The sequence below is a fragment of the Actinophytocola glycyrrhizae genome (assembly GCF_042653545.1).
Lineage (GTDB): Bacteria > Actinomycetota > Actinomycetes > Mycobacteriales > Pseudonocardiaceae > Actinophytocola > Actinophytocola glycyrrhizae.
On the sequence record NZ_JBHSIS010000002.1, the window covers coordinates 904,670 to 929,507 of the forward strand.

The 24,838-nt window shown below is 72.2% G+C and carries 19 protein-coding genes; 13 read left to right on the forward strand and 6 right to left on the reverse strand.

Annotation, left to right across the window (positions count from 1 at the left end; translation table 11 throughout):
• Positions 1-222: 222 nt before the first annotated feature.
• Together ACFPCV_RS04070 and ACFPCV_RS04075 are read left to right on the forward strand one after the other, a co-directional pair.
• Positions 223-582: a hypothetical protein gene (locus ACFPCV_RS04070; protein ID WP_378054588.1), complete on the forward strand. Its 360-nt coding sequence runs from the start codon at positions 223-225 to the stop codon at positions 580-582.
• Between the two features lie 99 nt (positions 583-681).
• A complete protein-coding gene (locus ACFPCV_RS04075) occupies positions 682-3,927 on the forward strand; it encodes a BTAD domain-containing putative transcriptional regulator (RefSeq protein ID WP_378054590.1) in 3,246 nt (1,081 codons plus the stop codon).
• Between the two features lie 19 nt (positions 3,928-3,946).
• Here the strand turns inward: ACFPCV_RS04075 and ACFPCV_RS04080 are convergent, their stop codons facing one another.
• A complete protein-coding gene (locus ACFPCV_RS04080) occupies positions 3,947-4,213 on the reverse strand; it encodes a hypothetical protein (protein WP_378054592.1) in 267 nt (88 codons plus the stop codon).
• A gap of 87 nt (positions 4,214-4,300) precedes the next feature.
• On the opposite strand from ACFPCV_RS04080, the gene ACFPCV_RS04085 reads away from it, so the two are divergent.
• From ACFPCV_RS04085 to ACFPCV_RS04095, 3 genes are all read left to right on the forward strand, one after another.
• Positions 4,301-4,489: an RGCVC family protein gene (locus tag ACFPCV_RS04085; RefSeq protein ID WP_378054594.1), complete on the forward strand. Its 189-nt coding sequence runs from the start codon at positions 4,301-4,303 to the stop codon at positions 4,487-4,489.
• A 146-nt stretch (positions 4,490-4,635) separates the two neighbouring features.
• Positions 4,636-5,043 (forward strand): YciI family protein, encoded by a 408-nt coding sequence (locus ACFPCV_RS04090; protein ID WP_378054596.1) that lies wholly within the window; start codon positions 4,636-4,638, stop codon positions 5,041-5,043.
• A 5-nt stretch (positions 5,044-5,048) separates the two neighbouring features.
• A complete protein-coding gene (locus ACFPCV_RS04095; RefSeq protein ID WP_378055022.1) occupies positions 5,049-6,194 on the forward strand; it encodes an RNA polymerase sigma factor in 1,146 nt (381 codons plus the stop codon).
• 133 nt (positions 6,195-6,327) lie between these two features.
• On the opposite strand, the gene ACFPCV_RS04100 is transcribed toward ACFPCV_RS04095, so the two are convergent.
• Both ACFPCV_RS04100 and ACFPCV_RS04105 read right to left on the reverse strand, forming a co-directional pair.
• Positions 6,328-7,365 carry a ketoacyl-ACP synthase III family protein gene (locus ACFPCV_RS04100; protein WP_378054598.1) on the reverse strand — a complete coding sequence of 346 codons (1,038 nt, stop codon included), beginning with the start codon at positions 7,363-7,365 and terminating at the stop codon, positions 6,328-6,330.
• Positions 7,352-7,642 (reverse strand): hypothetical protein, encoded by a 291-nt coding sequence (locus ACFPCV_RS04105; protein ID WP_378054600.1) that lies wholly within the window; start codon positions 7,640-7,642, stop codon positions 7,352-7,354. Before ACFPCV_RS04105 ends, ACFPCV_RS04100 begins: the two co-directional genes overlap by 14 nt.
• Positions 7,643-8,325: 683 nt before the next feature.
• Here ACFPCV_RS04105 and ACFPCV_RS04110 point away from each other — a divergent pair.
• The 5 genes from ACFPCV_RS04110 to ACFPCV_RS04130 all read left to right on the forward strand — a co-directional run bounded on the left by ACFPCV_RS04110 (position 8,326) and on the right by ACFPCV_RS04130 (position 11,671).
• Positions 8,326-8,631, forward strand: a complete 306-nt coding sequence (locus ACFPCV_RS04110) for an Atu4866 domain-containing protein (protein ID WP_378054602.1) — start codon at positions 8,326-8,328, stop codon at positions 8,629-8,631.
• 68 nt (positions 8,632-8,699) lie between these two features.
• Complete coding sequence (locus tag ACFPCV_RS04115) at positions 8,700-9,746, forward strand: Gfo/Idh/MocA family protein (protein WP_378054604.1); 1,047 nt, start codon at positions 8,700-8,702, stop codon at positions 9,744-9,746.
• Between the two features lie 68 nt (positions 9,747-9,814).
• Positions 9,815-10,387, forward strand: a complete 573-nt coding sequence (locus tag ACFPCV_RS04120) for an RDD family protein (protein ID WP_378054606.1) — start codon at positions 9,815-9,817, stop codon at positions 10,385-10,387.
• Between the two features lie 157 nt (positions 10,388-10,544).
• Complete coding sequence (locus ACFPCV_RS04125; RefSeq protein WP_378054608.1) at positions 10,545-10,934, forward strand: DNA polymerase ligase N-terminal domain-containing protein; 390 nt, start codon at positions 10,545-10,547, stop codon at positions 10,932-10,934.
• A 107-nt stretch (positions 10,935-11,041) separates the two neighbouring features.
• Positions 11,042-11,671 carry a hypothetical protein gene (locus ACFPCV_RS04130; protein ID WP_378054610.1) on the forward strand — a complete coding sequence of 210 codons (630 nt, stop codon included), beginning with the start codon at positions 11,042-11,044 and terminating at the stop codon, positions 11,669-11,671.
• Between the two features lie 104 nt (positions 11,672-11,775).
• On the opposite strand, the gene ACFPCV_RS04135 is transcribed toward ACFPCV_RS04130, so the two are convergent.
• From ACFPCV_RS04135 to ACFPCV_RS04145, 3 genes are all read right to left on the reverse strand, one after another.
• Positions 11,776-13,395 (reverse strand): aldehyde dehydrogenase family protein, encoded by a 1,620-nt coding sequence (locus ACFPCV_RS04135; RefSeq protein WP_378054612.1) that lies wholly within the window; start codon positions 13,393-13,395, stop codon positions 11,776-11,778.
• On the reverse strand, positions 13,392-20,672 hold the full coding sequence (locus tag ACFPCV_RS04140; protein ID WP_378054614.1) for an SDR family NAD(P)-dependent oxidoreductase: 7,281 nt from the start codon (positions 20,670-20,672) through the stop codon (positions 13,392-13,394). Before ACFPCV_RS04140 ends, ACFPCV_RS04135 begins: the two co-directional genes overlap by 4 nt.
• A 126-nt stretch (positions 20,673-20,798) precedes the next feature.
• Entirely contained in the window at positions 20,799-22,004 is a 1,206-nt protein-coding gene (locus tag ACFPCV_RS04145; RefSeq protein WP_378054616.1) for an oxygenase MpaB family protein, read from the reverse strand.
• 247 nt (positions 22,005-22,251) lie between these two features.
• Between ACFPCV_RS04145 and ACFPCV_RS04150 the strand changes: the two genes are divergently transcribed.
• The 3 genes from ACFPCV_RS04150 (at position 22,252) to cei (ending at position 24,765) form a co-directional block, all read left to right on the forward strand.
• Positions 22,252-23,415 (forward strand): TetR/AcrR family transcriptional regulator, encoded by a 1,164-nt coding sequence (locus tag ACFPCV_RS04150; RefSeq protein WP_378055023.1) that lies wholly within the window; start codon positions 22,252-22,254, stop codon positions 23,413-23,415.
• A gap of 138 nt (positions 23,416-23,553) precedes the next feature.
• A complete protein-coding gene (locus ACFPCV_RS04155) occupies positions 23,554-23,964 on the forward strand; it encodes a PRC-barrel domain-containing protein (protein ID WP_378054618.1) in 411 nt (136 codons plus the stop codon).
• A 123-nt stretch (positions 23,965-24,087) separates the two neighbouring features.
• The gene (gene cei, locus ACFPCV_RS04160) at positions 24,088-24,765 is read left to right on the forward strand and encodes an envelope integrity protein Cei (RefSeq protein ID WP_378054620.1); all 678 of its coding nucleotides are present in this window, start codon (positions 24,088-24,090) and stop codon (positions 24,763-24,765) included.
• The last annotated feature ends 73 nt before the right edge of the window (positions 24,766-24,838 follow it).

The window sequence follows — 24,838 nt, forward strand, 5'->3', positions numbered from 1 at the left end:
AGTCGCGTTGCTCACCACGGCAGGCGGCTTCAGCGGCGACCAGGGCGTAGCGCAGGATGGCGGGCTCGTTGAGCGGGATGGACTCGGCGACCTGCCCACGCCGAGGCAGCGCGCCGCGGAGTTAGAACCTCTCACCTTTCCTGTTGCCCTTCAGCGCCGTGTCGTTATATCTTCTAACTATCGAAACAAGCAGTTAGCGGCAGTGCGACCAAGGAGAAGACGATGGCCATCACCACCTCGCGAAGCCGCGTCGTCGGCCGTACCTCGATGACCGTTCTCGTCGCGGCCTGGACCGTGCCGGTCCTCGTCGCCGCGCAGTTCGCCCTGATCGCCGGCATTCCCATCGCCATCGCGCTGGCCGGGAGCCTGCGCGACCCCCGGCTGCGCGCGGCCCGCTGGTGGAGTGGCGCCATCGCTGCGGTCTACGCCGCCGCGCTGGCGTCCTGGGCGGTCGGGCCGGGCAACGCGCCGAGCCTGTCGAAGTCCATGAGCCCGGTCGCCACCGCGCTCTTCGCCGCGGCCGGTGTCGCCGTCGCCGTCGCGCACCAGGTCGTGCGTCGCCGCTCGTCCGTTGCCGAGTGAGAACCCGCGGCTTCCGGTCGGGCAGGCCACCGTGGCACCCGACGTACGACGACGACCCGAGCACCGCTACCTGACATAGCATTGCGCGGTGATCACTGGGTGCGAGCGCACGTGACCGCGGCGGGGTTCGGCGAGCTGCTTCGAGCCCACCGCCGTCGCGCCGGTATGACGCAGCGGGAGCTGGCCGACCGCGCGGGCGTCAGCGCGGGCGCGATCCGCGACCTGGAACAGGGCAGGACGCGAAGCCCGAAGAGACGGTCGGTCCAGGCGATCGCGTCCGCACTCGGACTGAGCCGCCAGGACGCCGAACAGCTGCAGGCCGCCGTCGAGGCCGACGACGACGGCCCCCGCGCGGGCACCGGTGCTGGTGGCCCGCTGCGCATCCGCGTGCTCGGTCCGGTCGAGGTCTGGCACGGCGACGTGCGGGCCGCCCTCGGTTCCGGCCTGCAGCGCACGCTGCTCGCGCGGCTCGCGCTCGGCGCGGGCGCCGCGGTCGGCCAGGACGAGCTCATCGGGTTGCTGTGGCCGCACGGCGAGCCCCAGAACGCGGCCGGTCTGCTGCACACGCAGATCACCAGGTTGCGTCGGCTGCTGGACACCGGTGCGCGCACGGGCAACGTGCTCGTCGGCGGCCAGTCCGGGTACCGGCTCGCGGTCGGCGCCGACCATCTCGACCTGCTGGCGTTCCGCGACCTCGTCACGCGAGCCGCCCACGACGTGCCGGAAGAGGCGTTGCTGCGGCTCGCGGGCGCCGTCGCGCTGTGGCGCGGGGAACTGGACGCGGAGCGGGTGGCGTCGAGTCCGCTCTACGCCGCGGTGACCGCCGAGTACGCCGCCGCGGTCCAGACGTTCGCCGCGCTGGCCCGCAACCTCGGCAGGCCGGAACAGGCGCTGACCCCGCTGCGGGACCTCACGGGTCACCACGAGCTGGACGAACCGCTGCACGTCGAGCTGATCCTGACGCTGGCCGCCAGTGGCAGGCAGGCGGAGGCCCTCGCGGCCTACGAACGGATCCGGTCCGCGCTCGCGAGCCAGCTCGGCATCGACCCCGGCGAGCTGCTGCGGTCCGCGCAGCTAGCGGTGCTCCGCCAGCGGGACCGGCACGAGCACAGCGCAACGGGGCGGGCCGCGATCCAGCAGGCCCCCGCCCCGCCGCCGGACTTCGTCGGCAGGACGGCGGAGCTGGCCAGGATCGAGGCGGCACTCGCGCGGGACCACGACGGGTCCGGGCAGGCCACGGCCAGGACCGTCCTGATCGACGGCATCGCGGGGGTCGGCAAGACCGCGCTCGCCCTCACCGCCGCGCATCGGTTGCGCACGCGCTACCCCGACGGCCAGCTCTACGCCGACCTGCGCGGCGCCACCGCGACCGCCCCGGACCCGATGCGGGTGCTCGGCCGGTTCCTGCGCGCACTCGGCGTGCCGGGCAGGCGGATCGGGACCGACGTGGCGGAGGCGGCCGCACTGTTCCGCAGTGAGCTCGCCGACCGGCGGATGCTGGTGCTGCTGGACAACGCCAGGGACGCCGACCAGATCCGGCCGCTGCTGCCCGGTGCGGGCGGCAGCGACGTGATCGTGACGAGCAGGCGCCGGATGCCCGGCCTCGGCGGGGTGAGCGTCGTCGATCTCGAACCGCTCACCCTCGCCGAGTCGGTCGCGTTGATCGCCGCGACCGCCGGACCGCGCCGGACCGAGGCCGATCCCGGCGCGGCGGGTGCGCTCGCCGAGGCGTGTGCACGGCTGCCGCTCGCGCTGCGCATCGCGAGCGCGCGGCTGGCCACCAGGCAGGCGTGGCGCGTCGCTGACATGACCGCTCGCCTGCACGACGACGGTCACCGGCTCGCCGAGCTGGCCACCGGCGAGTCGAGCGTGCTCAGCAGTTTCCAGCTCGGCTATGCCGACCTCAGTGCCGAGGCCCAGCGCGCGTTCCGGCTGTGCGGCGCGCACCCCGGCGACGACTTCGGCGCCGACAGCACCGGTGTCCTGCTGGGGATGCCGACGGCAGCGGCGGACCGCGGCCTCGAGGACCTGCTCGAGGCGAACATGCTGATGCAGTACGCGGCGGACCGCTACCGGTACCACGACCTGCTCGGCCTGTACGCCCGCAGGCTGCTCGCCGAGGACCCCGAGAGCGAGACCGCGCGCTCCCGGCTGCACGCCTGGTACGCCGACGCGGTGACCGCCGCGATGGAGTGGGTGTACCCGCAACTCGTGCGGCTCGGCACGCACCCGGAACGGGACGCGTTCTTCAGCACCGACGTCGAGGCGCTCACCTGGCTGGACGTCGAGCTGCCCGCGTTGCTCGCCGTCGTCGCGCACGCGGCCGGGGCCGCCGACCCCGCCCTGGCCTGGCGGATCACCGACCAGCTCCGCGGCTACTTCCTGGTGCGCAGGCACGTCGACGGCTGGCTGACCGCGGCGGAGACGGGCCTGGCCGCCGCGGTCAGGGCCGGCGACGACCTGGCGCGGACCGCGATGCTGATCAGCCGCGGCCAGGCGCTGTGGGCGCTCGGCAGGGACGAGGAGGCGCTGTCGGACTGCCTCGCGGGCGAGGAGCTCGCGGTCGTCTCCGGCTGGACGACGGCCGCCGCTTACCTGTCCCACCACGTCGCGTGGCTCCACCTGGAACAGGGCAGGCTCGCCGACGCGGAGGAGCGCCTGCACCGCGCGATCGAGCTGACCGAGGACGACCGGTTCGGCCACGTGCGGGCGGTCGCGTTCAACGGGCTCGGGGTGCTGCGGCTGCACCAGGGCGCGTTGCGGGAAGCCGAGGACCTGCTCGGCACCGCGCTGGCGATCAACGAGGCGACCGACCGGGAGACCTCGGCGCTGGCCAACCGGGGCAACCTGGCGAGCGCGCTGCGTCAGCTCGGCGCGGAGACGGCGGCCGCCGAGCTGCTCACCGACGTGCTCGCGGCGTACCAGAAAGCCAGGAACCTGCGCGGCGAACTGTCCACACTGGACGAATGGAGCGAGTTGCACCGCCAGCGCGGCGACGCCGTCACCGCGCTGGCCGTGGCGCGGCAGGCACACGAGATGGCGATCACCGTCCGTGACCGGAAGGCCATGGCCCAGACCGCGGCCACCCTCGCACAGGCCCACCTCGCGCTCGGTGACGCGACGACCGCCATCCGGTGGTTCGAGAACTGCCTGACGATCGCACACGACACCTACCCGTTCATCGAGGCACGTGCCCTCGCCGGTCTCGCCACCGCCAAGCTCGCCGTCGGCGACCGGGACTCGGCGAACCACACCGCGAAACGAGCCATCGCGATCGCCGCCTCCTGCGGTTTCCGCCTCATCGAGGAGCAGGTGTCCGCCGAACTGCACGCGTCGGCTCGATAGCGCGCGCTGCTGTGCGGGCTCATGCCGACCGGGCCACCACGGGGCTCCGGGTGTGCAGGGCCGCGAAGGCGGCGGCGAGCACGATCACCGCGGGGATCAGCGTGCTCATGGTGCCCTCCGGAACCGCCACCAGCACGGTAGCCACCACGCCGGCCACGACCACGAGCAATCTGCTGCGTTCGTACCGGGCCATGGCGAGCAGACCCGCGGCGATGAGCACCGGCTCGGGACGGGACCGGTCGCCGAACTCGGCGCACCAGGCAGGTGGGTTACCCTGAGCTGACACCTTGCCGAACCTCGTCGACCTCAACCTCATGTCCGGCAGACCGTGAGGCCACCGAGCGACACCCCCGAGGACGGACAGGTCATGAACGTGACGGCACCAAGTTCCACCACTGCGGAAGTGGCCGCCGAACGGCTCTGTGCCGCGTGCCAGCATCTGTGGACCACGCACGACGACATCTCGGCCCGCTTCTGCGCCGCGACCATCGTCAACACCTACAGCCGCGGCTGCGTCTGCGTCCCCGGCGCGACGACCGGCACCACCGACGCGGCGAACTGAGACAAGCCCTCCTCCCCACCTCCGTGACGTCTCGGCCGAAGTCGGTCGAAAACTTCGCGGTGGGATGTCGAGAACCCGGACACGGCTCCGTCCCTGGAGCGGAACACGGCCACAATGGGCCGTACCGCACCAGGGAGAAACACACGATGACCAAGTACCTGCTGCTCAAGCACTACCGCGGCGCACCGGCACCGGTCAACGACGTGCCGATGGACCAGTGGACGCCGGAGGAAGTCTCGGCGCACGTGCAGTACATGGGGGACTTCGCCGCGCGGCTCGAGGAGACCGGCGAGTTCGTCGACGGCCAGGCGCTCTCCCCGGAGGGCATGTTCGTCCGCTACGACGGCGAGGGGCGGCCGCCGGTCACCGACGGCCCGTTCGCGGAGACCAAGGACCTGATCGCGGGCTGGATGGTGATCGACGTCGAGAGCCACGAGCGAGCGCTCGAACTGGCCGGTGAGCTGTCCGCGGCGCCGGGCGCCGGTGGGAAGCCGATCCACGAGTGGCTCGAGGTGCGCCCGTTCCTGACCGCACCGCCCACCATCACGGAGTGACACTCGTGGACGAGGCCCTTCTGCGGACCCTCACCCCCACTGTGATCGGTGTCCTCGTCCGCCGCGGAGCAGACTTCGCGGCGGCCGAGGACGCCGTGCAGGACGCACTGGTCGAGGCCGTGCGCGCGTGGCGGGAGGACCCGCCGAGAGACCCCCAGGGCTGGCTGGTCACCGTGGCGTGGCGCAAGTTCCTCGACGCCACCCGCGCCGAGACCTCCCGGCGGCACCGCGAGGTCCGCGTCGACAGCGAGCCCGCGCCGGGACCCGGCGAGGTCGTGGACGACACGCTCCGGCTGTACTTCCTGTGTGCGCACCCGTCACTGACCCCGGCCTCGGCCGTCGCGCTCACGTTGCGCGCGGTCGGCGGCCTGACGACACGGCAGATCGCGCAGGCCTACCTCGTGCCGGAGGCGACGATGGCCCAGCGGATCAGCAGGGCCAAGCGGACCGTCTCGGGTGTCCGGTTCACCCAGCCCGGGGACGTGGGCACCGTGCTGCGCGTGCTCTACCTGGTCTTCAACGAGGGCTACTCCGGCGACGTCGACCTGGCCGCCGAAGCGATCCGGCTCACCCGTGGGCTGGCCGCGGGCACCGACCACGAGGAGGTCGCCGGACTGCTCGCGCTCATGCTGCTGCACCACGCTCGACGCCCGGCACGGACCGGCCCCGACGGCAGGCTCGTGCCGCTCGCCGAGCAGGACCGCGGCCGGTGGCACACCGGTCTGATCGCCGAGGGCGTCGCCGTGCTCCAGAACGCCCTCGCCCGCGACCGCCTCGGCGAGTACCAGGCCCAGGCCGCCATCGCCGCGCTCCACGCCGACGCGCGGACGGCCGAGGAGACCGACTGGGTGCAGATCGTCGAGTGGTACGACGAACTGGTCCAGCTCACCGACAGCCCGGTCGCCCGCCTCAACCGCGCCGTCGCGGTCGGCGAGGCCGACGGCCCACGGGCAGGCCTCGCCGCCCTGGCGGACCTCGACCCCGCCATCCCCCGCCACACCGCCGCCGCCGCGTACCTGCACGAACGCGACGGCGACCCGGCCACCGCGGCACGCCTCTACGCCGAGGCCGCGCGAGCGGCACCGAACCTCCCCGAGCGCGACCACCTCACCCGACAGGCCGCACGGCTCAACGCGCACCTACGCGGCTGACCGCTGCCTTCCTGGATCCGCCGGTGGTCCGTTCGTGACTTGTTCACCGTGTCGCCCAATGCAGCGGAACACGCGAGGTCGTCCTGGCACCGACCCGTGCGCCGGGCCAAGCTGTGCGTGCCGTCGCCGAAGGTCAGCTCGTCGAGTGCGGTCCCAGCTCCAGCAACACCGCCGTCCAGGTCATGCCGACGCCGATGCCCAGCAGCAGCACGTGGTCGCCGACGGTAGCGGCGCCGGTCCGCAGCAGGTGGTCCAGCGCCACGATCTGGTCGCTCGCGCCCAGGTGCCCCACCCGGAGCCCCAGCTCGGTCATCGTCCGGTCCTCCGCGATGCCGAGCGGGCGCAGGATCTGGGTCTCGACCAGGCGGCGGCCGTAGTGGGGCGCGCAGATCCTCGCCAGGTCCGGCAGATCGAGGCCCGCGTCGGAGAGCACGGTCTTGACCACCGCCGCCACGGCCTCCCCGTTGCGGACGTCGACCTCGGTCGCGCTGTGGCCTGCCAGCCACTGCCGCTTGCGGCGCCGGATGTCGATCGCCTGGTGCGCCGCGATGCTCGCCGTGCGGAACGGCTCGTCACCGCGTTGCAGGCCCTCCAATGACGGGTCGGTGAACGAGGCGATCGCCCGGATCCGCGCGATGCCCGGCCTGCGGGACAGGACCACGGCACTGCCGGCGTCGCCGTACACGATGCCGATGTCGGTGCTCCAGTGCGGGAAGCCGGGTGCGCCGAACCGGTCGCCCGCGGTGACCATCGCCGCGGCGTGGTCGGGACGACCACGAAGGACACTCGCCGCCAGGTCCATGCCCGCGACCGCACTGTTGCTCATCGCGTTGATCTCCAGTGTCAGCCCCGCCCCGGCGTCCATGCCCAGCTCGTGCCGGACGTAGGAGGCGGCGTGCCAGAAGTCGATGCCGGAGTGGTAGATCCCGGCGTGCAGGCACAGTGACGGCCACACCGCCTCCCCCGCCGTGACGCTGGCCTGCCGCAGGGCCTCCCTGCCCGCCCGCACGGCGAGCTCGGGTCCGTGCAGCTCGGCCACCGCCGTGGACTGCTGGCCGGTGCGGGCCGCTTCGTCCTCGGTGAACTCACCGGCCGCGAGCGGCACGGCGACGGGGGTCAGAGTGCCGATGTCGCAACCGATCCCGTTGAGATGCACGTCATCGAGCAGCATCCGCGGTCACCTCCTGCCACGCGAACACGGCGTGGACCTCCATGAGGTCGTCGTCGCGACGCGGCTGCGAGGTCGTGACACAACCCGAGGCGACGAGCTCGGCGACCACCGCGGCCGGATCGCCCCCCGCGAACTGGTGGAAACCCGTGAAACGGGTTCGCCCGGTGCCCGGTACGACCGTGGCCACGTGCGCCCAGCCCGTCTCGCGGTCCCAGCGGACGACGAGCCGGACCGCGGCCCCGGCAGAGGGGACAATGTCCGAACCATGGCGAAGCACTGGGGTCAACGTGGTGTCGAGCAACGAACTTCCCTTCCCGCACAGCGAACAGCGCGTCCGCACGGACGCGCTCAAAGGACGATGTGGACAGACCGGGCCCCCGCTGGTCCAGTCCGCCGGTGAAGGCGGGCCGCTTCGTCGGGGCCCGCCGGACGCGGCAGAACCTATCTCGATGATCATGCGGAAGCTCGGGCACACCCAGTACCGAAAGTGATCATCCCGGCTGATATGGCGACATCGACCGATCGCAGCCTTCCCTTGTGGCACACGACAGTCACGCCACCCGACCCGACACGTTCGTGTACGACTTTCACGCACAGTGATCATCACCGCAAGCCAGGAAGATCGACATACCGCATCCTGCTCACCACTGTCCTAGAAGGACAGCCCGGACGTCGGGCCACCTATCGGGTGACCACACTCCGCGGGTCCCCCGCGCGGGGGACCACAAGGCCAACAGTCCCGACCTCACCGAAGCCCTGCGGCGGACCGAGAAGCCGGGTGGGTGCCGCACACCCAGGAACGGCACGGCCTGTTCGCCGTCCCGGCGCCAGGCCATGCTCGGTGGCATGACAGGCCGCAGGTCGTTACTGGCCGCCGCCGTGGTCCTCGCCGCCAGCGCGGGCTGCGGGCGGACGGCCCGGGAGGTACGAGACACACCGGAAAGTGAGGAGGCGTCACCGATGCCCCAGCAGCAATCCCAGCAGAAGCACCCCTACGTCGGCATGTGGGTGACCGCGGACAACCACATCCGCCAGGAACTGCTGCCCGACGGCCGCTACGACGAGGCCCGCGGCCGGCGCGCGAGCGCCTACGTCGGCCGGTACTGGGTCGAGGGCACACACATCGAGTACAAGGACGACACCGGCTTCACCGCCGACGGCGAGTTCGACGGTGACGTGCTCCACCACGGCGGGTACGTGTTCTACCGGGAGGGCAGCCAAGCGCACCGGGAGGCCGTCGCGGCGACCGCGGTGCGCGGCGGCTGACCGCGACGTGCCGCGGATCGCACCCGGCCCGGGTTGCCCGCGTCCCTCGCGCCTGACAGGTTCCTCACATGCGCCCACTGCGAACGGCCGTCATCGGCTTCGGCACCGCCGGCCGGGTGTTCCACGCCCCCTTCGTCGACGCGAACCCGGACTACGAGCTGACCGCGGTCGTGACGGGCAACGAGCAGCGCCGGGCCGAGGTGCTCGCGCGGTATCCCGGCACCCGGATCGTGGACCGGGCGGAGACGCTGCTCGACCTGAGGCCGGACCTCGTGGTCGTCGGGTCGCCGCCCGCGTCCCACGCCGAGCTGGCGCACGTGTTCCTCGACGCCGGTGTCGCGGTCGTGGTCGACAAGCCGTTCACCGTCACCTCGGCGCAGGGGCGGGAACTCGTCGAGAAGGCCGGCCGGGCCGGTGTGCCGCTGACGGTGTTCCAGAACCGCCGGTGGGACGGCGACTTCCGCACGGTGCGGCGGTTGCTGGCCGACGGCGCGCTGGGCACGGTGTGGCGCTTCGAGTCCCGGTTCGAGTGGTGGAAACCGGACCGTGGTTCGTCGTGGAAGACCGAGACGCCCGTGGCCGGGGGCGGCGGCATCCTGTACGACCTCGGCACCCACGTCATCGACCAGGCCGTGCGCCTGTTCGGTGACGCGGTACCGGTGCACCACGAACTGTTCACCCGCGGCCCCGGCGCCGCCCCCGACGACGCTTTCGTCGTGCTGCGGCACGAAACCGGTGTCGTCTCGCACCTGTGGATGAACGGTCTGGCCGCGCAGACCGGGCCCCGGTTCCGGGTGCTCGGCTCGCGGGCCGGGTTCACCAAGCACGGCCTCGACCCGCAGGAAGCCGCGCTGCGGGGCGGTGCCCTGCCCACCGACCCCGGGTTCGGACACGAGCCGGAGCCCGCATGGGGCGTGCTGGGACTCGACGGCGCGACCACGGCGGTGCCGACGGAACCCGGTGGGTACGCGGAGTTCTACACGCTGCTGGCGGCCGCGCTGCGCGACGGCGCGCCGGTGCCCGTCGACCCGGCGGACTCCGTGCGGGTCATCGAGCTGATCGAGCAGATCTCGGCAGACCGGGCCGGTCTGTCCGGTTCGGACCCCTGGGCATAATGTGGCCGAGCGGCACGGCCGGGAGGCCAGTCGCGCAGCCGTGACCAGAGGACACCGCGGGAGCGCACGTGACCGTCGCCAGGCCGCACCGGCCACCGACCCCGATGGAAACCGCGAAGCAGCACGTCGAGCAGGCGCTCGGCACGAAGATCGCGAAACGACTCGACACGTACGAGGACGGGACCTTCTTCGTGTCGGCGGGCGAGTGGGCGCGGCTGCTGGCCTGGTTCGTGGACTTCCTCGTCTACCTGTTCTGCGCGGTGGGCGGTTTCGTCGCGCTCGCGGTCGCCAAACCCGACGTCTCCGACGGCGTGGCGGCGCTGGCCATGCTCGGTTTGCTGGTCGGCGTGCCCGTGCTCTACGGCCTGTTCTACGGCAACGGCCGGGTGCTCGGCGCGCTGCTCACCGGGACCCGGCTCGTTCGCGTCAGGAACGGCGACCGGATCGGCGCCTGGGCCTGCTGGGCCATGCTCGTGCGCACCCTGCTGTTCCCCATCCTGCTCGTCGCCCTGACGACGACCGGGTCGGTCGGCGTCGGGTCGCTCAGGAGGATCAGCGTCGACGACGCCGCCACCCGGCAGCTGCACGTCGCGGGGTTCCTGCGCCTCACCACCCCCGGCTCGGTCGACCAGCGCCGCTGAGCACCGGTCAGGACGTCCCTGGGCGTCGCGTGGCCAGTTCCCGCGCGGACGCGGTGCGCAGCCCGCCATGGGCGGCTGACCGGCCCGTGTGACACGGGTGCACGCATCCGGTGCTCGGTTAGGCTGGCGCGGACGCGATCACCTCGGGGGGCGTGGCATGGGTTCGGCGGCGGCACCACCACCTGATCAGCGGCCCGCGTTCGTGCTGCACGACCACCGGCGACCACGGCCACACTTCGACCTGCGACTCGAACAGGACGGTGTTCTGCGCTCCTGGGCGGTCCCGCGTGGGCTGCCGGACACGCCACGGGACAACCGGCTCGCGATCGCCGTGCCCGACCACGACCTCGACCACCTCCGCTACGAGGACGAGCACAAGAGCATCGCCGACATCGGGTGGTGGGAGGAACACGACCGGACGCCTCGCCGGTTCATCTTCACCCTGCACGGGCGGCGCGACGACGTGCGGTACGTCCTGATCGACACCGGCAGCGACTGGCTCCTGCGGCGCACGAACGACCAGGGACCCGGTCGCCCACTCCCCTGATGTGATGGCGCTGTTCCCACTTTCGAGTTAGGAATCGTTGTACCGCCTCACTTCTCCTGCTACTGAGAATCATGACGGTCACTCGACGATTGTTTGTCAGCGGCGCGATGGCGGCGCCACTTCTCGGGCAGCTGGGCGGTACCGCGGCTGCCGCGGGGTCGGCAGCCGACCCGGCGTTCGCCCTCCTCGACGGGCTGAGTGAGCTGCGGGTCACCGACCTCGCGCTCACGCGGCTCGCGTCGGAAGGGATCGCGATCCAGGCGGTCGAACCCGCCGTGCCGATCAGCGGTGCGGACGGCGCGGTGGTCGGTGTGCGGATGCCCCCGGAGTACGCCACCGGGACGATCGCGCTGACCGGCGAGCCCGGCACCGGCGGTGCGCGGCTGCGGGGCGGTGTCGTGCTGGTGTCCGCCGATGCGCGCATGGAGATCACCGGCATCCGTGGTTCCGTGCCGGACAACCGGGTTTTCGCCTTCCTGCAGGTGAACGACGAGTGGGTGGGCGAGCTGCCGCTGTACACCTGGGACCCGGCCGCGGTCCGGCTCAGTGTCCTGCCGGGGGCCCCGGGGAAACCCACCGTCATCAAGGGCAGCGGCATCCCGGTCACCGCCGCCCAGGAAGGGCTGGACGCGTTCGCCGAGGCTTTCGGCGCCACGTTGTTCGCCCCCACCGACGTCGTGTTCACCACGTCGGTCGAGGGCAACGCGTGGCCGCTCCCGTATCCGCCGAACAGTTAGTTCGGTGTCCACCACCACCCGCGGATGTCCTGAACGACGCTGTCGGGACGCTCGACGTCCCGACAGCGTCGTTCAGGACATCGCAGATGCCGTCGACGCGCCTTTCACAGCGCCAACCCCGGCTGGTGGCCGCCCGTGATGGCGTGCCAGGGGTGGGTGCGTGTGGTGGCGACCGCCACCGCCTGCAGGCGGCTCGCTCGCAGGAACGGATAGGCGGCTTCGCCGTGGGTGCCGCCGCTCTGGCCGGTACCGCCGACGATCGGCAGTCCAGGGACCTGTGCCGTGTGTGAGTCGTTGACCTTCAGCAGGGCGCCGTTGGCGACCTCGGTGGTGAACCGGTCGATCACGCCGGTGTCCGTGGCCCACAGGGAGTTCCGCAGGCCGTAGGGGTTGCCGTCGAGGAACGCCAGGCACTCGTCCAGCAGGTGCGGGCCATCCGCCGGCACGACGACGAACAGCATGGGGAAGAAGGCTTCCCCTCGTACGGCGGAGATCCGCTCCGCGGCGGCGAAACCGTCGACGCGGAGCACCGTCGGCTCGACGAACATCCCGTTCTGGTCCGGCTCGCCGTCGACGTTCGTCCTGGCGCCACCGCACATCCTCGTCGCCCCGGCGGCGACGGCGCCGGTCAACGTCCGCTGGAAGGCGGTCGCGCGCAGGACCGGGCTGAGGACGGTGTCCGTGTCGGCCGGGTCGCCGGGCCGCAGCGCACCGGCCGCCGTCACCAGACGGTCGAGCAGTTCGCCAGCGATGGCGGGATGGGCGATGACGTACTTCGGGCTGATGCACACCTGCCCCGAGCCGTAGAAGCACTCCACCAGCGCCGCGGTCGCGTGGTCGAGGTCGGCGTCGTGCCACACCAGCACACCGTCGTTGCCGGACAGTTCGAGAATCGGTTTCTTGCCCCGGGCCACGCATTCGCGTTCCAGGGCGAGGCCGTTCTCGCTGGAACCGAAGTAGTAGACGCTGTCGACCAGCGGGCTGTCGAGCCACTGGCGCATCGTGACCTCGTAGTCGGCGCACACCACGTTGAGCATCCCGGGAGGAGCGCCCCGGGCCTCGAGCGCGGGGATGACGACGGTGTGCAGGACGTAGCTCAGCGAACCGACACAGCTCCGGGGCACCCGGATCACCACTGCGTTTCCCGCGAGCATGACCATCATGGCCATCACGGCGAACAGCGGCGCGTTCGCCGAGGGATCGACGCACACCACGCCGTCGGGCTGGCGGCGCAACACGATCCGGTGCCGGGGCGTGCTGATCTCCTGCCGCAGCAACGAACGGGCGAGGTCCAGGTTGTCCTGCCGAAGGACGTCCAGCACCCCGTTGAAGACGGCACTCGCCAGCACCCGGGGGCATCCCTCGAGATGCATGATCGTGGCCAGTTCCTCGTGGTGCGCCAGGAAGCGTTCGTGGAGGTCCCGGACGTAGGACAGCCGCTCGTCGACCGACATCGCACGCAGCCGGGGCACGGCGGCGGCCGCCGCACGCAGGGCCGCCGCCCCGTGCTCCGGTGTTGACAACGCCACGGAGCATAGGACGTGCGGGTGTGCGTGCAGCTCCTCCTCCGTGCCTTCGCGAAGCAGGCGGTACAGGTTCGCGGTGTCCTGCCCGCCGGGTGCCAGGACGGCGCGCACACTCATGCCGTACGCCCGTTCCTCGGTGTCCACCCGCTCGCCGCCGATGTAGAGCGGAAAGTGGCGGACGGATGTCGTCTGTGTCATGTGGACTGGACGCGCCCTTCCTCTGCCTTGAAATGGGTGGCCAGCGACCGGGCCAGGTCGTCGATGCCGCCGCTGGAGATCACCCGCATCACCGGGATCTCCCGGCCCAGCCTGCGCCGCATCTTGGCGACCAGCTCGGCGCCCATCAACGAGTCCACGCCGACCTGGTCCAGCGGTTTGTCCCGGTCGATGCGCTCCGGCGCCACGGCGAGCACCTCGGCCAGCGTGTTCACGATCGTGTCGGCGGTGAGCACGATCGCGTCCTCGACCGACGCCTGCCGCAGGCGCTCGGTCAGGTCGTCGTACTCGTCGTCGGCGACGTCACCAGCCCCGACGAGCTCGCCGAGCCGTCGGGTGGTGAGATGCGGGTAGATCCGCCGCAGGAACTCGCCGTCGTGGCTCCACACCATGGCTACGTCGGGACCGCCGACGAGCTCGTCGAGTGCCGTGCGGACCTGCTGCGCGGACAGCAGTCGCAGGCCCGCTCGCGTCACGGTGCGCGTGAGGGCCTCGTCCCTGGCGACGAAACCGACCTCCCCGACGATGCCCCACGCGATGGCCTGGCCCGGCAGGCCACGTGCGCGCCGGGCCCGCGCCAGCGCCTCCAGGAACAGGTTGCCCGCGCAGTACGGTGCCTGCCCCGCGTTGCCGAACAGCGCGGCGACCGACGAGTACATCAGGAACAGGTCGAGGTCGTGTCCCCCGGTGAGGCGGTCGAGGACCAGCGCGCCCGCCATCTTCGGCGCGAGCACCGCCTGGAACCGCTCCGGGGTCAGCTCGGTGCTCAGCGCGTCGTCGAGCACCATCGCCGCGTGCACCACCCCGCGCAGCGGGGCGTCGCCGTCGTCGATCGCGGCGATCAGCGCTCGCATCGCGGACTCGTCCGTGACGTCGGCGGCGTGCACCGAGACCGTCGCGCCGCGCCCGGTCAGCTCGGCCACGACCTCCCGCGCCCCGGGCACCTGCGCACCACGCCGGTTGACCAGCACGAGGTGCCGCGCGCCGCGGTCGACCAGCCAGCGGGCGGTTTCCGCCCCGAGCCCGCAGGCACCGCCCGTGACGAGGTAGGTCCCGGCCGGGTCGCACGCGACCGTCCTCGGGGTCCGCCTTTCGACCGGGGGCCGCTCGTCGAACCGCACGATCAGCTTGCCGATGTGCCGGGAGTGCTGAATGCTGCGGAACGCCTCGGCGATCTGCCCGGTGGAGAACACCCGCTGCGGCAGCGGGCGGTGGACGCGCGCCCGCATCAGGTCGAGCAGCTTGTCGTACTCGGCCGCGACGGTTCCGAGGCGGTGCTTGCCGAGCTGGTCGATGTCGAGTGCGAAGTAGCTGATGTTGTTGCGGAACGCGTGCAACGACACGTTGCGGTCGCTGTAGATGTCCCGCTTGCCGAGTTCGACGAACCGGCCACCGAGCCGCAGCAGTTCCAGGCTGCGGCCGATGAACTCGCCGCCGAGGGAGTTGAGCACGACGTCGACGCCATGGCCGTCGGTCACCTCGAGCACGTCGGTGACGAAGCCCAGGCTCCGGGAGTCGAAGACGTGCTCGACGCCGAGCAACCTGAGGAAGTCACGCTTCTCCTCGGTCCCCGCGGTGGCGATCACCGTGGCGCCCACCGCCCGGACGCACTGGATGGCCGCCAGCCCGACCCCGCCTGCCGCGCCGTGCACCAGCACGACCTCGCCCTCGGCGAGCTGCGCGAGCATGCGCAGCCCGTAGTGCACGCTGAGCAGCGCCACGGGTGTGCCTGCCGCGGACACCAGGTCCAGCTCGGCCGGCACGGCGCCGACGAGGCTCTGGTCGACCACCACGTGCGAGGCGAGCGAGGCGGGGATGAACCCGTACACCTCGTCACCGGGACGGAACCGGGTCACGCCAGGTCCGACCTCGGTGACCACGGCCGCGCACTCACCGCCCAGCCGGGCACCCGTCGACCCCCGTTCCACCACCCAGTCCGGCAGCATGCCCACCGCGATCAACGCGTCCCGGTAGTTGATGCCGGTGGCCTTCACCTCGGCGACCAGCTGCCCCGGACCCGGCCGGGGCAGGTCGGTGGCCTCCCAGGCAAGCCGGTACGTCGGCCCCGCGGAGCGGGTGACGAGCCGGTAGGACGTGGCCGGGTCGTCGGCGACCGCCGGGGGCAGGTCCCGCAGCCGCGGCACGAACCGGCCGGCCGCGGTGAGCACGACCTCGTCCTCGTCCTCGGGTTCGAGCAGCTCGCGGACCAGCTCGGTGACCGGCACGTCACCCGCCAGCGCGACCCGCCGGATGCCGAGCCCGCCTGCTTCGGCGGCGGCCACGCGTGCGGCCCCCCACAGCGCGGCGTCCACCGGGGTGGTCGCCGGTGCCGGTTCCGGGATCGCGCCGGTGGCGCTGGTGACCAGCCACAACCGGGTCACCGTGCCCGTGTGCAGCTCGGCCGCCGCCGACACGAACGCGCGGATGGTCCAGAACCGGCGCGTCGTGACCGCCAGCGCGTCGGCCGGGTCGGCACCTGACTCGGCCAGCACCAGCACCACGTCGGTCGACGGCCCACCGAGCCAGCAGGCCGCGTCGGTGTGCGGGTCACCGCGCACCACGTCGGCGCCCTGCTCGGCCAGCGTGTCCGCGACCGCGGCGGCGACCCCGGTCCTGCTCCCGTCCTCCGCGACCACCACGAACCGCCCCGACGGCGCCGCCAGTGGGACGGGCGGCAGGGGCTCCGCCCGTGGTCCCCTGCGCGTGATCGCCACCGAGCACATGCCGGTGTCGACGACGTGCGGTGAGCGGAAACCGTTCGCCGCCAACAGCTCCCGCCACCGTGCCGGCGGCAGCAGCGGGCTCGTCGGACGCAGGTCGCGGTCGGTCATCGACCAGAACCCGGGCACCAGACCGAACGGCAGCGCGACCATCGGCAGGTCATGGTTCTCCACGAGCAGCAGGAGCCCGTGATCGGTCAGGGCCGCGCCCAGCGCGTGCAGCGCGGCACGGAGGTCCGCCGCCATGTGCAGGGCGTTCGCCGCCACGACGACGTCGAAGGTGCCCGGTTCGACGTCCGGTGAGTCCAGGTCGAACGTCCGGTACTCGACGAAGTCGTACCGGGCGAACCGCGCCTGGGCAGGCACCAGGAACGACGGCGAGGCGTCGGTGAGGACGTACTGCGTGCGCTCCGGTGGCAGCACCGGCAGCAGCGCGGCGGTGAGCGCTCCGGTGCCCGCGCCGACCTCGAGGACCCTCAGTGGCCGGTCCGGGGGCCACGCGGCCACCAGGCTCCGCATCGTCGCCGCCGCCGCCCCATGCGCGGGACGCGTGGTCGGCGACAGGCCGTGGAAGTGGGCGAGGGTGTCGCTGCCGTGTGTCGGCAGCAGGATCTCCTGCACGTCCCGTTCACCGCGCAACAGCCCGGCCAGGTGCAGGCCGGTGCGGCAGGCGAGGGTGAGGTCTGGGACGCGGTCGGGGAACTCGTCGAGCAGTTCACCCAGGCCCGGTCCGGTGACGTCGGACCGGATCGCCCACCGGGCGCGGCCCTGGAACTCGCCGAGCCACTCCAGGTGGCCGTGGTCGGCGGCGATGTCCAGCAGCAGGTCGAGCAACGGGACGAACTCGGGACGCACTCCCGCGGCGACGAGGTCGTCGGTGAAGAAGGTCGCCGCGCCGCCGAGGAGTTCGGCACACGCACCGGTGGCGAACGCGGCGGTCAGTGCGATCCGCCTGCGCCGGTACCTGTCGTGTCCTGGTTCCGGCGGCACCACCGGCTCCGGCGGTGTCCACGCCACCTCGGTGGCCGCGGCCCTCCCGCGCGGCGCGGCGCGCAGTTCGACGCGCTGGCGCCGGACGGCGTGCCGGTCAGCCACCTTGACGCGCAGGAACCGGCAGTCGAGCAGCTCCAGCAGCACCTCACCGGTGTCGTCGGCAAGCGTGATGTCGGCCGTCGCCGCCGTGCTCGAGACCGTCCTGGCGCGGAAGTGCACGACGCCGGTGGTGGCCGGTTTCCGCCAGAGGCGCGCGGAACCGACGGACACCGGCATGTACGCGTGCTCCTGCGTGACGTGGCCCGCCACCATCCTGCCGAGTTCGATCGCGGCCTGCAGACCGGCGTCGGTCCACGCCGGATGCGCGTGGAACCCGGTGGTGTCGAGGTGGCCGCAGTCGAAGTCGGCCAGCACCGCCATGCCCGCCACCCACGCCTGCCCGATCACCACGAAGTCCGGCCCGTAGCCCAGGCCGAGCTGCTCGCCGTCCGCGTAGAACGTCCGCCGGTCGACATGCGTGCCGTGCTCGGTGAACCGGGCTCGGAGCGCAGCGAGGTCGAGCGGGGCCGGTGGCGTGGCCACCCGGCGCCGGACCCTGCCACGCGCGTGGCCCTGCCAGACCTGACTGCCGGCCGCGCGGGTCGCCACCCGGAACACACCGTCCTCTTCGGACAGCGACACCTGCAGCTCTGGCAGCGCCATCTCGTCGTCCGGCTGGACCACCGGCTTGGTGATCTGCAGCTCGTGCACCTCGACCGGACCGTCGTGGACGAGCTGCCCGGCCGCCCAGCCCATCTCCAGGTAGCCGGCGGCGGGCATGATCGGGGTGCCCGCCGCCCGGTGTCCCGACAGCCATGGCAACCTGGCCGGATCCACTGTGGAGCGCCACGTCGGGTCCGCGACCGCGACCCGGTCGCCGAGCAGCACGTGGTCCGGCGGCACCGTGTTGCCGCTCCACGTGTACTTGTTGCCAAGCCAGAACCGCTCCCGCTGCCACGGGTAGCCGGGCAGCCGCACCATCCGGCCGCCATGCGGGAAGAAGCGGTCCCGGTCGAACGCCGCGCCCGCCGCCAGCGTGGCTTCGACCGCGGTCCGCAGCGCCCGGGGTCCCGGCTCCGACCTGGTGAGTGTCGGCAGGACGAGGACGGTGCCCTCGGCGTGCCCCTCGGCGGCCCGCTTCAGGTACGTCCGCAGCACCGGGTGCGGGCCGATCTCGACGAAGGTGTCGAAGCCGTCGGCGAGCAGGTGCTCGGTGGCCGAGGCGAACCGGACGGGTTCGCGGACGTTGCGGCACCAGTACCCGGCGTCCAGCTGGTCCCCGGCCAGGTGCTCACCGGTCACCGTCGAGACGAAGTCGACCGAAGCGGCCTTCGGGGTCAGGTAGGCCAGTGCGTCCCGCAACGAGGGCAGGAGCGGGTCCATCGCGGCGCTGTGGAACGGGTAGTCGAGGTCGAGCACGCGGCAGAACACGTCGCGGTCGGCGAGCACGCGCGCCAGGTCCCGCAGGTCCTCGTCGGGACCAGCGACGGTGACGTCCTGTCCGCTGTTGACGCCCGCGATCTCCAGGCGCCCGTCGTACCGGGTGAGGAGCCGCCCGGCCTCGTCCGGCCCGAGGTTGACCGCCGCCATCCGGCCGAGCCCCTTGGCGCGGGCCTGGGTCTCGCTGCGCACCACCGCCAGCTCGACGGCCTGGTCGAGGTCGTGGATCCCGGCGGCGTGGGCGGCGGCGATCTCGCCGGAGCTGTGCCCGTAGACCGCGTCCGGGAGCACGCCGTACTCGGCGAGCACGGCGGTGATCGCGGCCTGCACGGCGAACGTCGCGGGCTGGATCACCCTCGTGTCGTGCATCCGCGACTCGGTGGCCGGCAACTCGTCGCCGACCGTCCAGCCGACCCGCTGGCGCAGCAGGGCGTCGATCTCGGTGATGACGTGGGTGAACACCGGATCGGTGCCCAGCAGGTCGGCGGCCATGCCCGCCCACTGCGCGCCGTGCCCGGAGTAGACGAACGCCACCCGGCCGCGCTCCGCGGCACGCCGGGCGGGCACCTGCTCGGCCAGCCGCTCGCGTGCCCGCTCCGCGTCGGCGGCGAGCACGACCCGCCGGTAGGGGTGCTGGGCACGCCGGTGCCAGGAGGAGTAGGCGACGTCGGCGAAATCCGCGCACCCGGTCAGCCGTTCGTCCATCCTTGCCACCGCGTCGGCGAGTGCCTTCCCGGTGCGGGCCGACACCACCAGCGGCACCTCGCGGTCGGCGGCGGTGCCCGCACCGGGGACAGGGGGCTTCTCCAGCACGATGTGGACGTTCGTCCCGCCGAAGCCGAACGAGTTGATCCCCACCAGCCGCCCGGCCGAGGGCAGTGCCGTGGGCACCGGGGTCAGCGCGAGCCCGTCGAAGTCGATGTCGGTGCTGCGCGGCGCCGCGTTCGGTGTCGGCGGGACCATGCCGTGCCGCAGTACGAGGATCGCCTTGCACAACCCGGCCATGCCCGACGCGGGTTCGAGGTGGCCGAGGTTCGCCTTCACCGAGCCGATCGGCAGCGGTCCACCGGTGCGCGGCACGCCGAGCGCCCTGCCGATCGCCCGGCACTCGATCGGGTCACCGATGGGTGTCCCCGTGCCGTGCGCCTCGAGGTAGGCCAGGTCGTCGGGGTCGAGCGCGAACCGGTCGTACACCTGGCGCAACAACGCCTCCTGCGCGTCCGCGCTCGGCAGCACCAGCCCGGTGGTGTGCCCGTCGCTGTTCGTCCCCGAGCCCGCGACCACCGCGTGCACCCGGTCCCCGTCGGCGATCGCGTCGGCGAGCCGCTTGAGCACCACCACCCCCGCGCCCTCGCCACGCACGTAGCCGTCCGCCGCGGCGGCGAAGGGACGGCACTGTCCCGTCCGCGACAGGAAGCCCGCCTTGGCGAACCCCACCGTGGTCAGTGGGTTGAGCAGGACGTTGACGCCCGCGGCGAACGCGACCCGCCCGTTGCCTGCGCGCAGGTGCTCGCACGCCAGGTGCACCGCGTTCGACGACGAGGCACACGCGGTGTCCACCTTCAGGCTCGGACCATGCACGTCGAGGTGGTAGGACAGCCGGTTCGCCGTGTTGGACAACGCGGCGCCGGAGTTGGTGTACGGGCCGATCGTGCCCGGCGTCCCGAAGTGCTGCCCGCCGTAGTCGGGCGCGGACACGCCGACGAACACCGCGGCGTCCGTGCCCGCCAGCGACGCGGGGTCGATGCCCGCGTCGTCGAGCGCCTCGAAACCCAGCTCCAGCACCAGCCGCTGCTGTGGATCGATGCTGACCGCCTCGCGCGGGCTGATGCCGAAGTACTCGGCGTCGAAGCCCGCGATGTCGTCGAGGTAGCCGCCCTGGAACGTGTAGGACTTGGCGGGCCGCATCTGGTTGGTGTCCCAGTACCGCTCGACGTCGAACCGGTCCGGCGGCGGCTCGCCGACGGCCGTACGGCCCGCCGAGAGCAACGACCACAGCCCGTCGAGGTCATCGACCCCACCGGGGAACCGGCATCCCACACCAACCATCGCGATCTCATCGGCCACCTGGCGATCTTCCACCGGCCGGCGGCATCCCCCGGAACACCGGACCGCATTCACCCGAATTGCGAACCCGTCGGGTGTACGTGGCCGCCGCGAACACCGTCCGAGGTGGGAGGTGGCCGCCGCGGCTCAGGCTCCCGGCCGGTTCCCGGTTGGAATCGTGATGGGTGTGGTGGTCGGTGAGGTGACCTTGTTGAGGAACAGCATCGCGAGCGCGCGGATCAACTGGTCGAACAGGTAGAAGCCGACGGGCATGACCGGCAGCAGCCCCTCCCGGAACGCGACGTACGCCGGCCACCCGGTGCGGACGAGTGCCGCGGCCGCGTGGTCGCGGCGCAGGCCGAGCCAGTCGCCGATCGCGTCGCTGAGGACGTAGCGCACGAACTCGTTGAGGAAGCCGCGGGTCACGCCCAGGTCGACCTGGGCGGTCAGCCCGAGCAGGTCCTCCGCGAGTTCCCTGCCTTCCCGCGTCGGGGCGAGGACCGGGGTGAGCACCTGCTCCGACTGCGCGTGGGCGGCGGCCCACGTCCTGGGGATGAACTCCTCCCGCACGCCGAGCAGGTGCATGGCGACCTGCCACGAGTGCAGGAAGGCCGCCTCGTCCTGGGCCGACATCGGGACGCGCCACTCGCGCAGCTTCTTGTGCACGAAGGTGCCGAGACTGTGGAAGGTGACCAGGATGTCGCCGTTGCTGATCGGGATCCGGTTCGGCTCGTCCGCGACCGCGATCCAGTGCGGCGACCTCGGCAGCAGATGGCGCACCGCGGCGTGCACCAGGCGCGTCTTGTTCGCCGTGACCACGAACTGGCCGGCCGGTTCGAACCCGTTGTGGTCGCTCAGGTCGTAGCCGAACGTGAACGTCTTGGCGGCGCGATCCTGCATGTCGGCACCGCCCGCCGACCAGTAGACCGACTTGGCCTCGCGCGGGATCACCGTGCTCATGATGCCGCTGCCGAGGCCGTACAGCATGAACAGGTAGGTGTCCTTGCGCCGGTTGAAGTCCGCGGCGAGACGCAGCTTGGCAAGGTCGGCCCAGGAGGGCAGCCTGCTGACCTTCTGGAGGTAGGTGGAGAGGCCGCCCGGCAGGCCGCCGGGCACCGGGTCGCCGTTGTTCACCCACGACCGGATCGCGGTGTTGACCGAGGGAACCTGGCCCGCCTCGAGCACCGCCGCCATGATGCGGTCCACCTCGTCGTCCCAGACCCACCACGGGTCGGCGCCCGGCGCGGCCGGGCCCGCGGCCGCCGACGCCCAGGCAGGAGCCGCGCTCGCCGCGCTCACCAGGCCCAGTGCGACACCAAGGGACAGGACATTCCTTCTGCTGAGATTGCTCATTAACTTACCTGGCTTCCTTGGTAGGCGAGGTAGCAAACCAGCCGGTTCCCAGATGATCACGGTGCGTGATTTCTCATTAACATATCGAGCGAATTGCGCACCGGCAAGGGAATCCCCGACCTGAATCGGTCCGCACCTCGGCGCTGGTCCCGCGCGGCTCCGCGCCCGGCTCGGTCACCGAGCGGCGGTCGCGTGGTTGACTGGCGCGCATGGCCCTGTTCCCGCGTACGCCGACCCGGGCACCGAGGTGACCGCCGAACCGACCGCGGCCGTTCGACCGCGCAACCGCAGGCAACTCATCGTCGAAGCGGCGGGCCGGGTGTTCAGCGAGCACGGCTACCACTCGGCGTCGATGGAGGAGATCGCCGCGAACGTCGGCATCACCGCGGCGGCCCTGTACCGGCACTTCCCGAACAAGTACGCGTTGTTCGCCGAGTGCGCGAACGTCATGGCGGACCGGCTCGTCGCCACGCTCGACGAGGTGCCAGGGGAGGCGTCCGTGGCGGACGTGCTCGCCGCCATCACCAGGGCCACCACCGCCCATCGCGCGTCGAGTGGCCTGTACCGGTGGGAGGCTCGGTACCTCAACCGCGAGGACCGCCGGGTGCTCGGGGCGAAGTTCGCGCGCGTCGTCGGCCGGGTGACCGACGTGGTGCGGCGCGAGCGGCCACTGCCCGGCGAACACCTGCGCGCCGTGGCCGCCCTCGGCGCGATCGGGTCGATCACGATGCACCGCACCTCGATCGCACAACGCCGGGTCGAGGAGCTGCTGGGGTCGGCCGCCATGCGGGTGGTCGCGACCGACCCCACGGCGGCCACCGGGAGCGCGCGCCTGGTCGAACTGCCGACCCGGCCCGTGCCACGCACCCGGCGCTCGGAAATCCTCGCGGCCGCCATCCCACTGTTCGAACGGGACGGTTTCGCCAACGTCACGAACGGCAGGATCGCCGAGGCCGTGGGGCTGGTGCCCTCCGCGCTCTACCGCTACTTCCCCGGCAAAGCCGACATCCTGGCGGCGGCCTGCCTGCAGGCCGCCGCACTGCTGAGCCAAGCAGTCGAACAGAACCTCCTCGGCGTCGCCGACCCGCACGACGCCCTGGTCGCGCTGACGGCGACCTACGTGGCGTACAGCTTCGAGCACACCGCGCTCACGAGCGTCGCGAACGCCGAACTGGTCGGCTTGCCCGCCAACCTGCAGCGGCCACTGGTCATCGCGCAGCGCGAGCACATCGCCGTCTGGGAGCAGCAACTGCGGTCGGCACGTCCGGAACTGGATTCGCGCCAGGCCAGGGTGCTCGTGCACGCGGGCTTCGGCGTGGTGGTCGAGGCAGGCCGCAGGCTGCGCTGGCAGGACAGCCCAGGCCACCGCGACGCCGTGGCCGCCCTGCTCCTTGGCGCGCTGGGCCTTTGAGCCGACCCCGGCCACGACGGGAGGCCGCTGCCGGTGGTGACCGCGTCGAGGTGCGCAACCTTGCGATCGGGTGACGGCGGGGTTCCCGCACCGGCTACCGGGTAGGCCCCGCTCTGGGCTACCGAAGGGAGCATTGCGATGAACGAGGCAGCCACGCTCGTTCGGCTCGATGACACCGACCTGGCACTCGCCGACTCGGGCGACGACGTGCGGGGGCGGACCGTCGTCGACGCCAACGGGGACGAGGTGGGTGAGGTCGACGGGCTGATCGTCGACCTCGATGAGCGGCGGGTCCGGCTGCTCCAGGTCGCCTCCGGCGGGTTCCTGGGCATCGGCAAGCAGATGGTTCTCGTCCCGGTCGACGCGGTCACCGCCGTCGACGACACCGTGCACATCGGCGCAGAGCGCGAGCACGTCGCGCGGGGGCCCGCCTACGACCCTGAACTGGTCCTCGACCCGACCACCACGACCGGGTTCTACGACTACTACGGCTTCGCGCCGTACTGGAGCGCCGGCTACATGAACCCCGGGTTCCCGTACCGGACATGACCGTGCCACGCCTCCGGTGGGAGCCGCGAACTTGCCGTTTCCTGACATCCGCGGTCGGTGCGTGTCCCTCGGCGGGGGGCCGGGTACGTGCGGAGGGGTGGAACGCCGACCGGGGAAGGACACATGGGGCGGACAGACGAACCTGCCGGTGCCGACGTGATCGAGGACGGAAGGCCGCGGTCGCGCAGGCTGCTTCCCGGGCTCGTGACGATCTTCGCGCTCGCCGTCGCCGCGACGGTCGTGTGGGTGGACGTGCTGCGGTCGGAGACGCCCGTCGACAGGGTGCGCTGCCCACGGGCGCCGGAGGCCGCCCACCTGACACCGGTGCCGCAGGACACGCTGCGGGCGGTCACCCCGGCGCCACCGGGGCGGGTCGCGGTGCTCGTGCGGAACTCGACCGACCGCCAGGGGCTGGCCACCCGGGCCGCCGCGCGACTGGAACTCCTCGGTTTCGCAGAGGCCGCGCCACCGGACAACGACCCGGTCTACCCGACGGACACCATGGAGTGCGTCGGCCAGATCCGGTTCGGTGCCGACGGGCGCGCCGCGGCACGCACCATCCGGCTCGTGGCACCGTGCGCACAACTGGTCCGCGACGACAACCGCACCGACGGTGTGGTCCACCTCGTCCTGGGCACCCACTTCACCACCCTCACCCCCACCAGCGAGGCACGCGACGCACTCCGCACCCTGCGCGCCGGGGAGGACGACCCGGCCGCGCACGCGGGCGGGCTGCAGTCGATGTCCGGCACCGCGACGTCGGCCCCGCTCCCGGCCCCCGCACAGCCGCCGGTGTGCTGACCGCCCTGGACAGGGCTTCGCGTGCACCCGCTTCCGGCCACGACAACCGCGTGGTCGGCTCGGCAGGCTGAAA

Bases quoted from the DNA above. Each gene is read 5' to 3' on its own strand.
- ACFPCV_RS04155 (WP_378054618.1), top strand. From the start codon at position 23,554: ATGAACGAGGCAGCCACGCTCGTTCGGCTCGATGACACCGACCTGGCA.
- ACFPCV_RS04100 (WP_378054598.1), bottom strand. From the start codon at position 7,365: ATGCTGCTCGATGACGTGCATCTCAACGGGATCGGTTGCGACATCGGC.
- ACFPCV_RS04115 (WP_378054604.1), top strand. From the start codon at position 8,700: ATGCGCCCACTGCGAACGGCCGTCATCGGCTTCGGCACCGCCGGCCGG.
- ACFPCV_RS04090 (WP_378054596.1), top strand. From the start codon at position 4,636: ATGACCAAGTACCTGCTGCTCAAGCACTACCGCGGCGCACCGGCACCG.
- ACFPCV_RS04145 (WP_378054616.1), bottom strand. From the start codon at position 22,004: ATGAGCAATCTCAGCAGAAGGAATGTCCTGTCCCTTGGTGTCGCACTG.
- ACFPCV_RS04110 (WP_378054602.1), top strand. From the start codon at position 8,326: ATGCCCCAGCAGCAATCCCAGCAGAAGCACCCCTACGTCGGCATGTGG.
- ACFPCV_RS04135 (WP_378054612.1), bottom strand. From the start codon at position 13,395: ATGACACAGACGACATCCGTCCGCCACTTTCCGCTCTACATCGGCGGC.
- ACFPCV_RS04125 (WP_378054608.1), top strand. From the start codon at position 10,545: ATGGGTTCGGCGGCGGCACCACCACCTGATCAGCGGCCCGCGTTCGTG.
- ACFPCV_RS04070 (WP_378054588.1), top strand. From the start codon at position 223: ATGGCCATCACCACCTCGCGAAGCCGCGTCGTCGGCCGTACCTCGATG.
- ACFPCV_RS04130 (WP_378054610.1), top strand. From the start codon at position 11,042: ATGGCGGCGCCACTTCTCGGGCAGCTGGGCGGTACCGCGGCTGCCGCG.
- cei (WP_378054620.1), top strand. From the start codon at position 24,088: ATGGGGCGGACAGACGAACCTGCCGGTGCCGACGTGATCGAGGACGGA.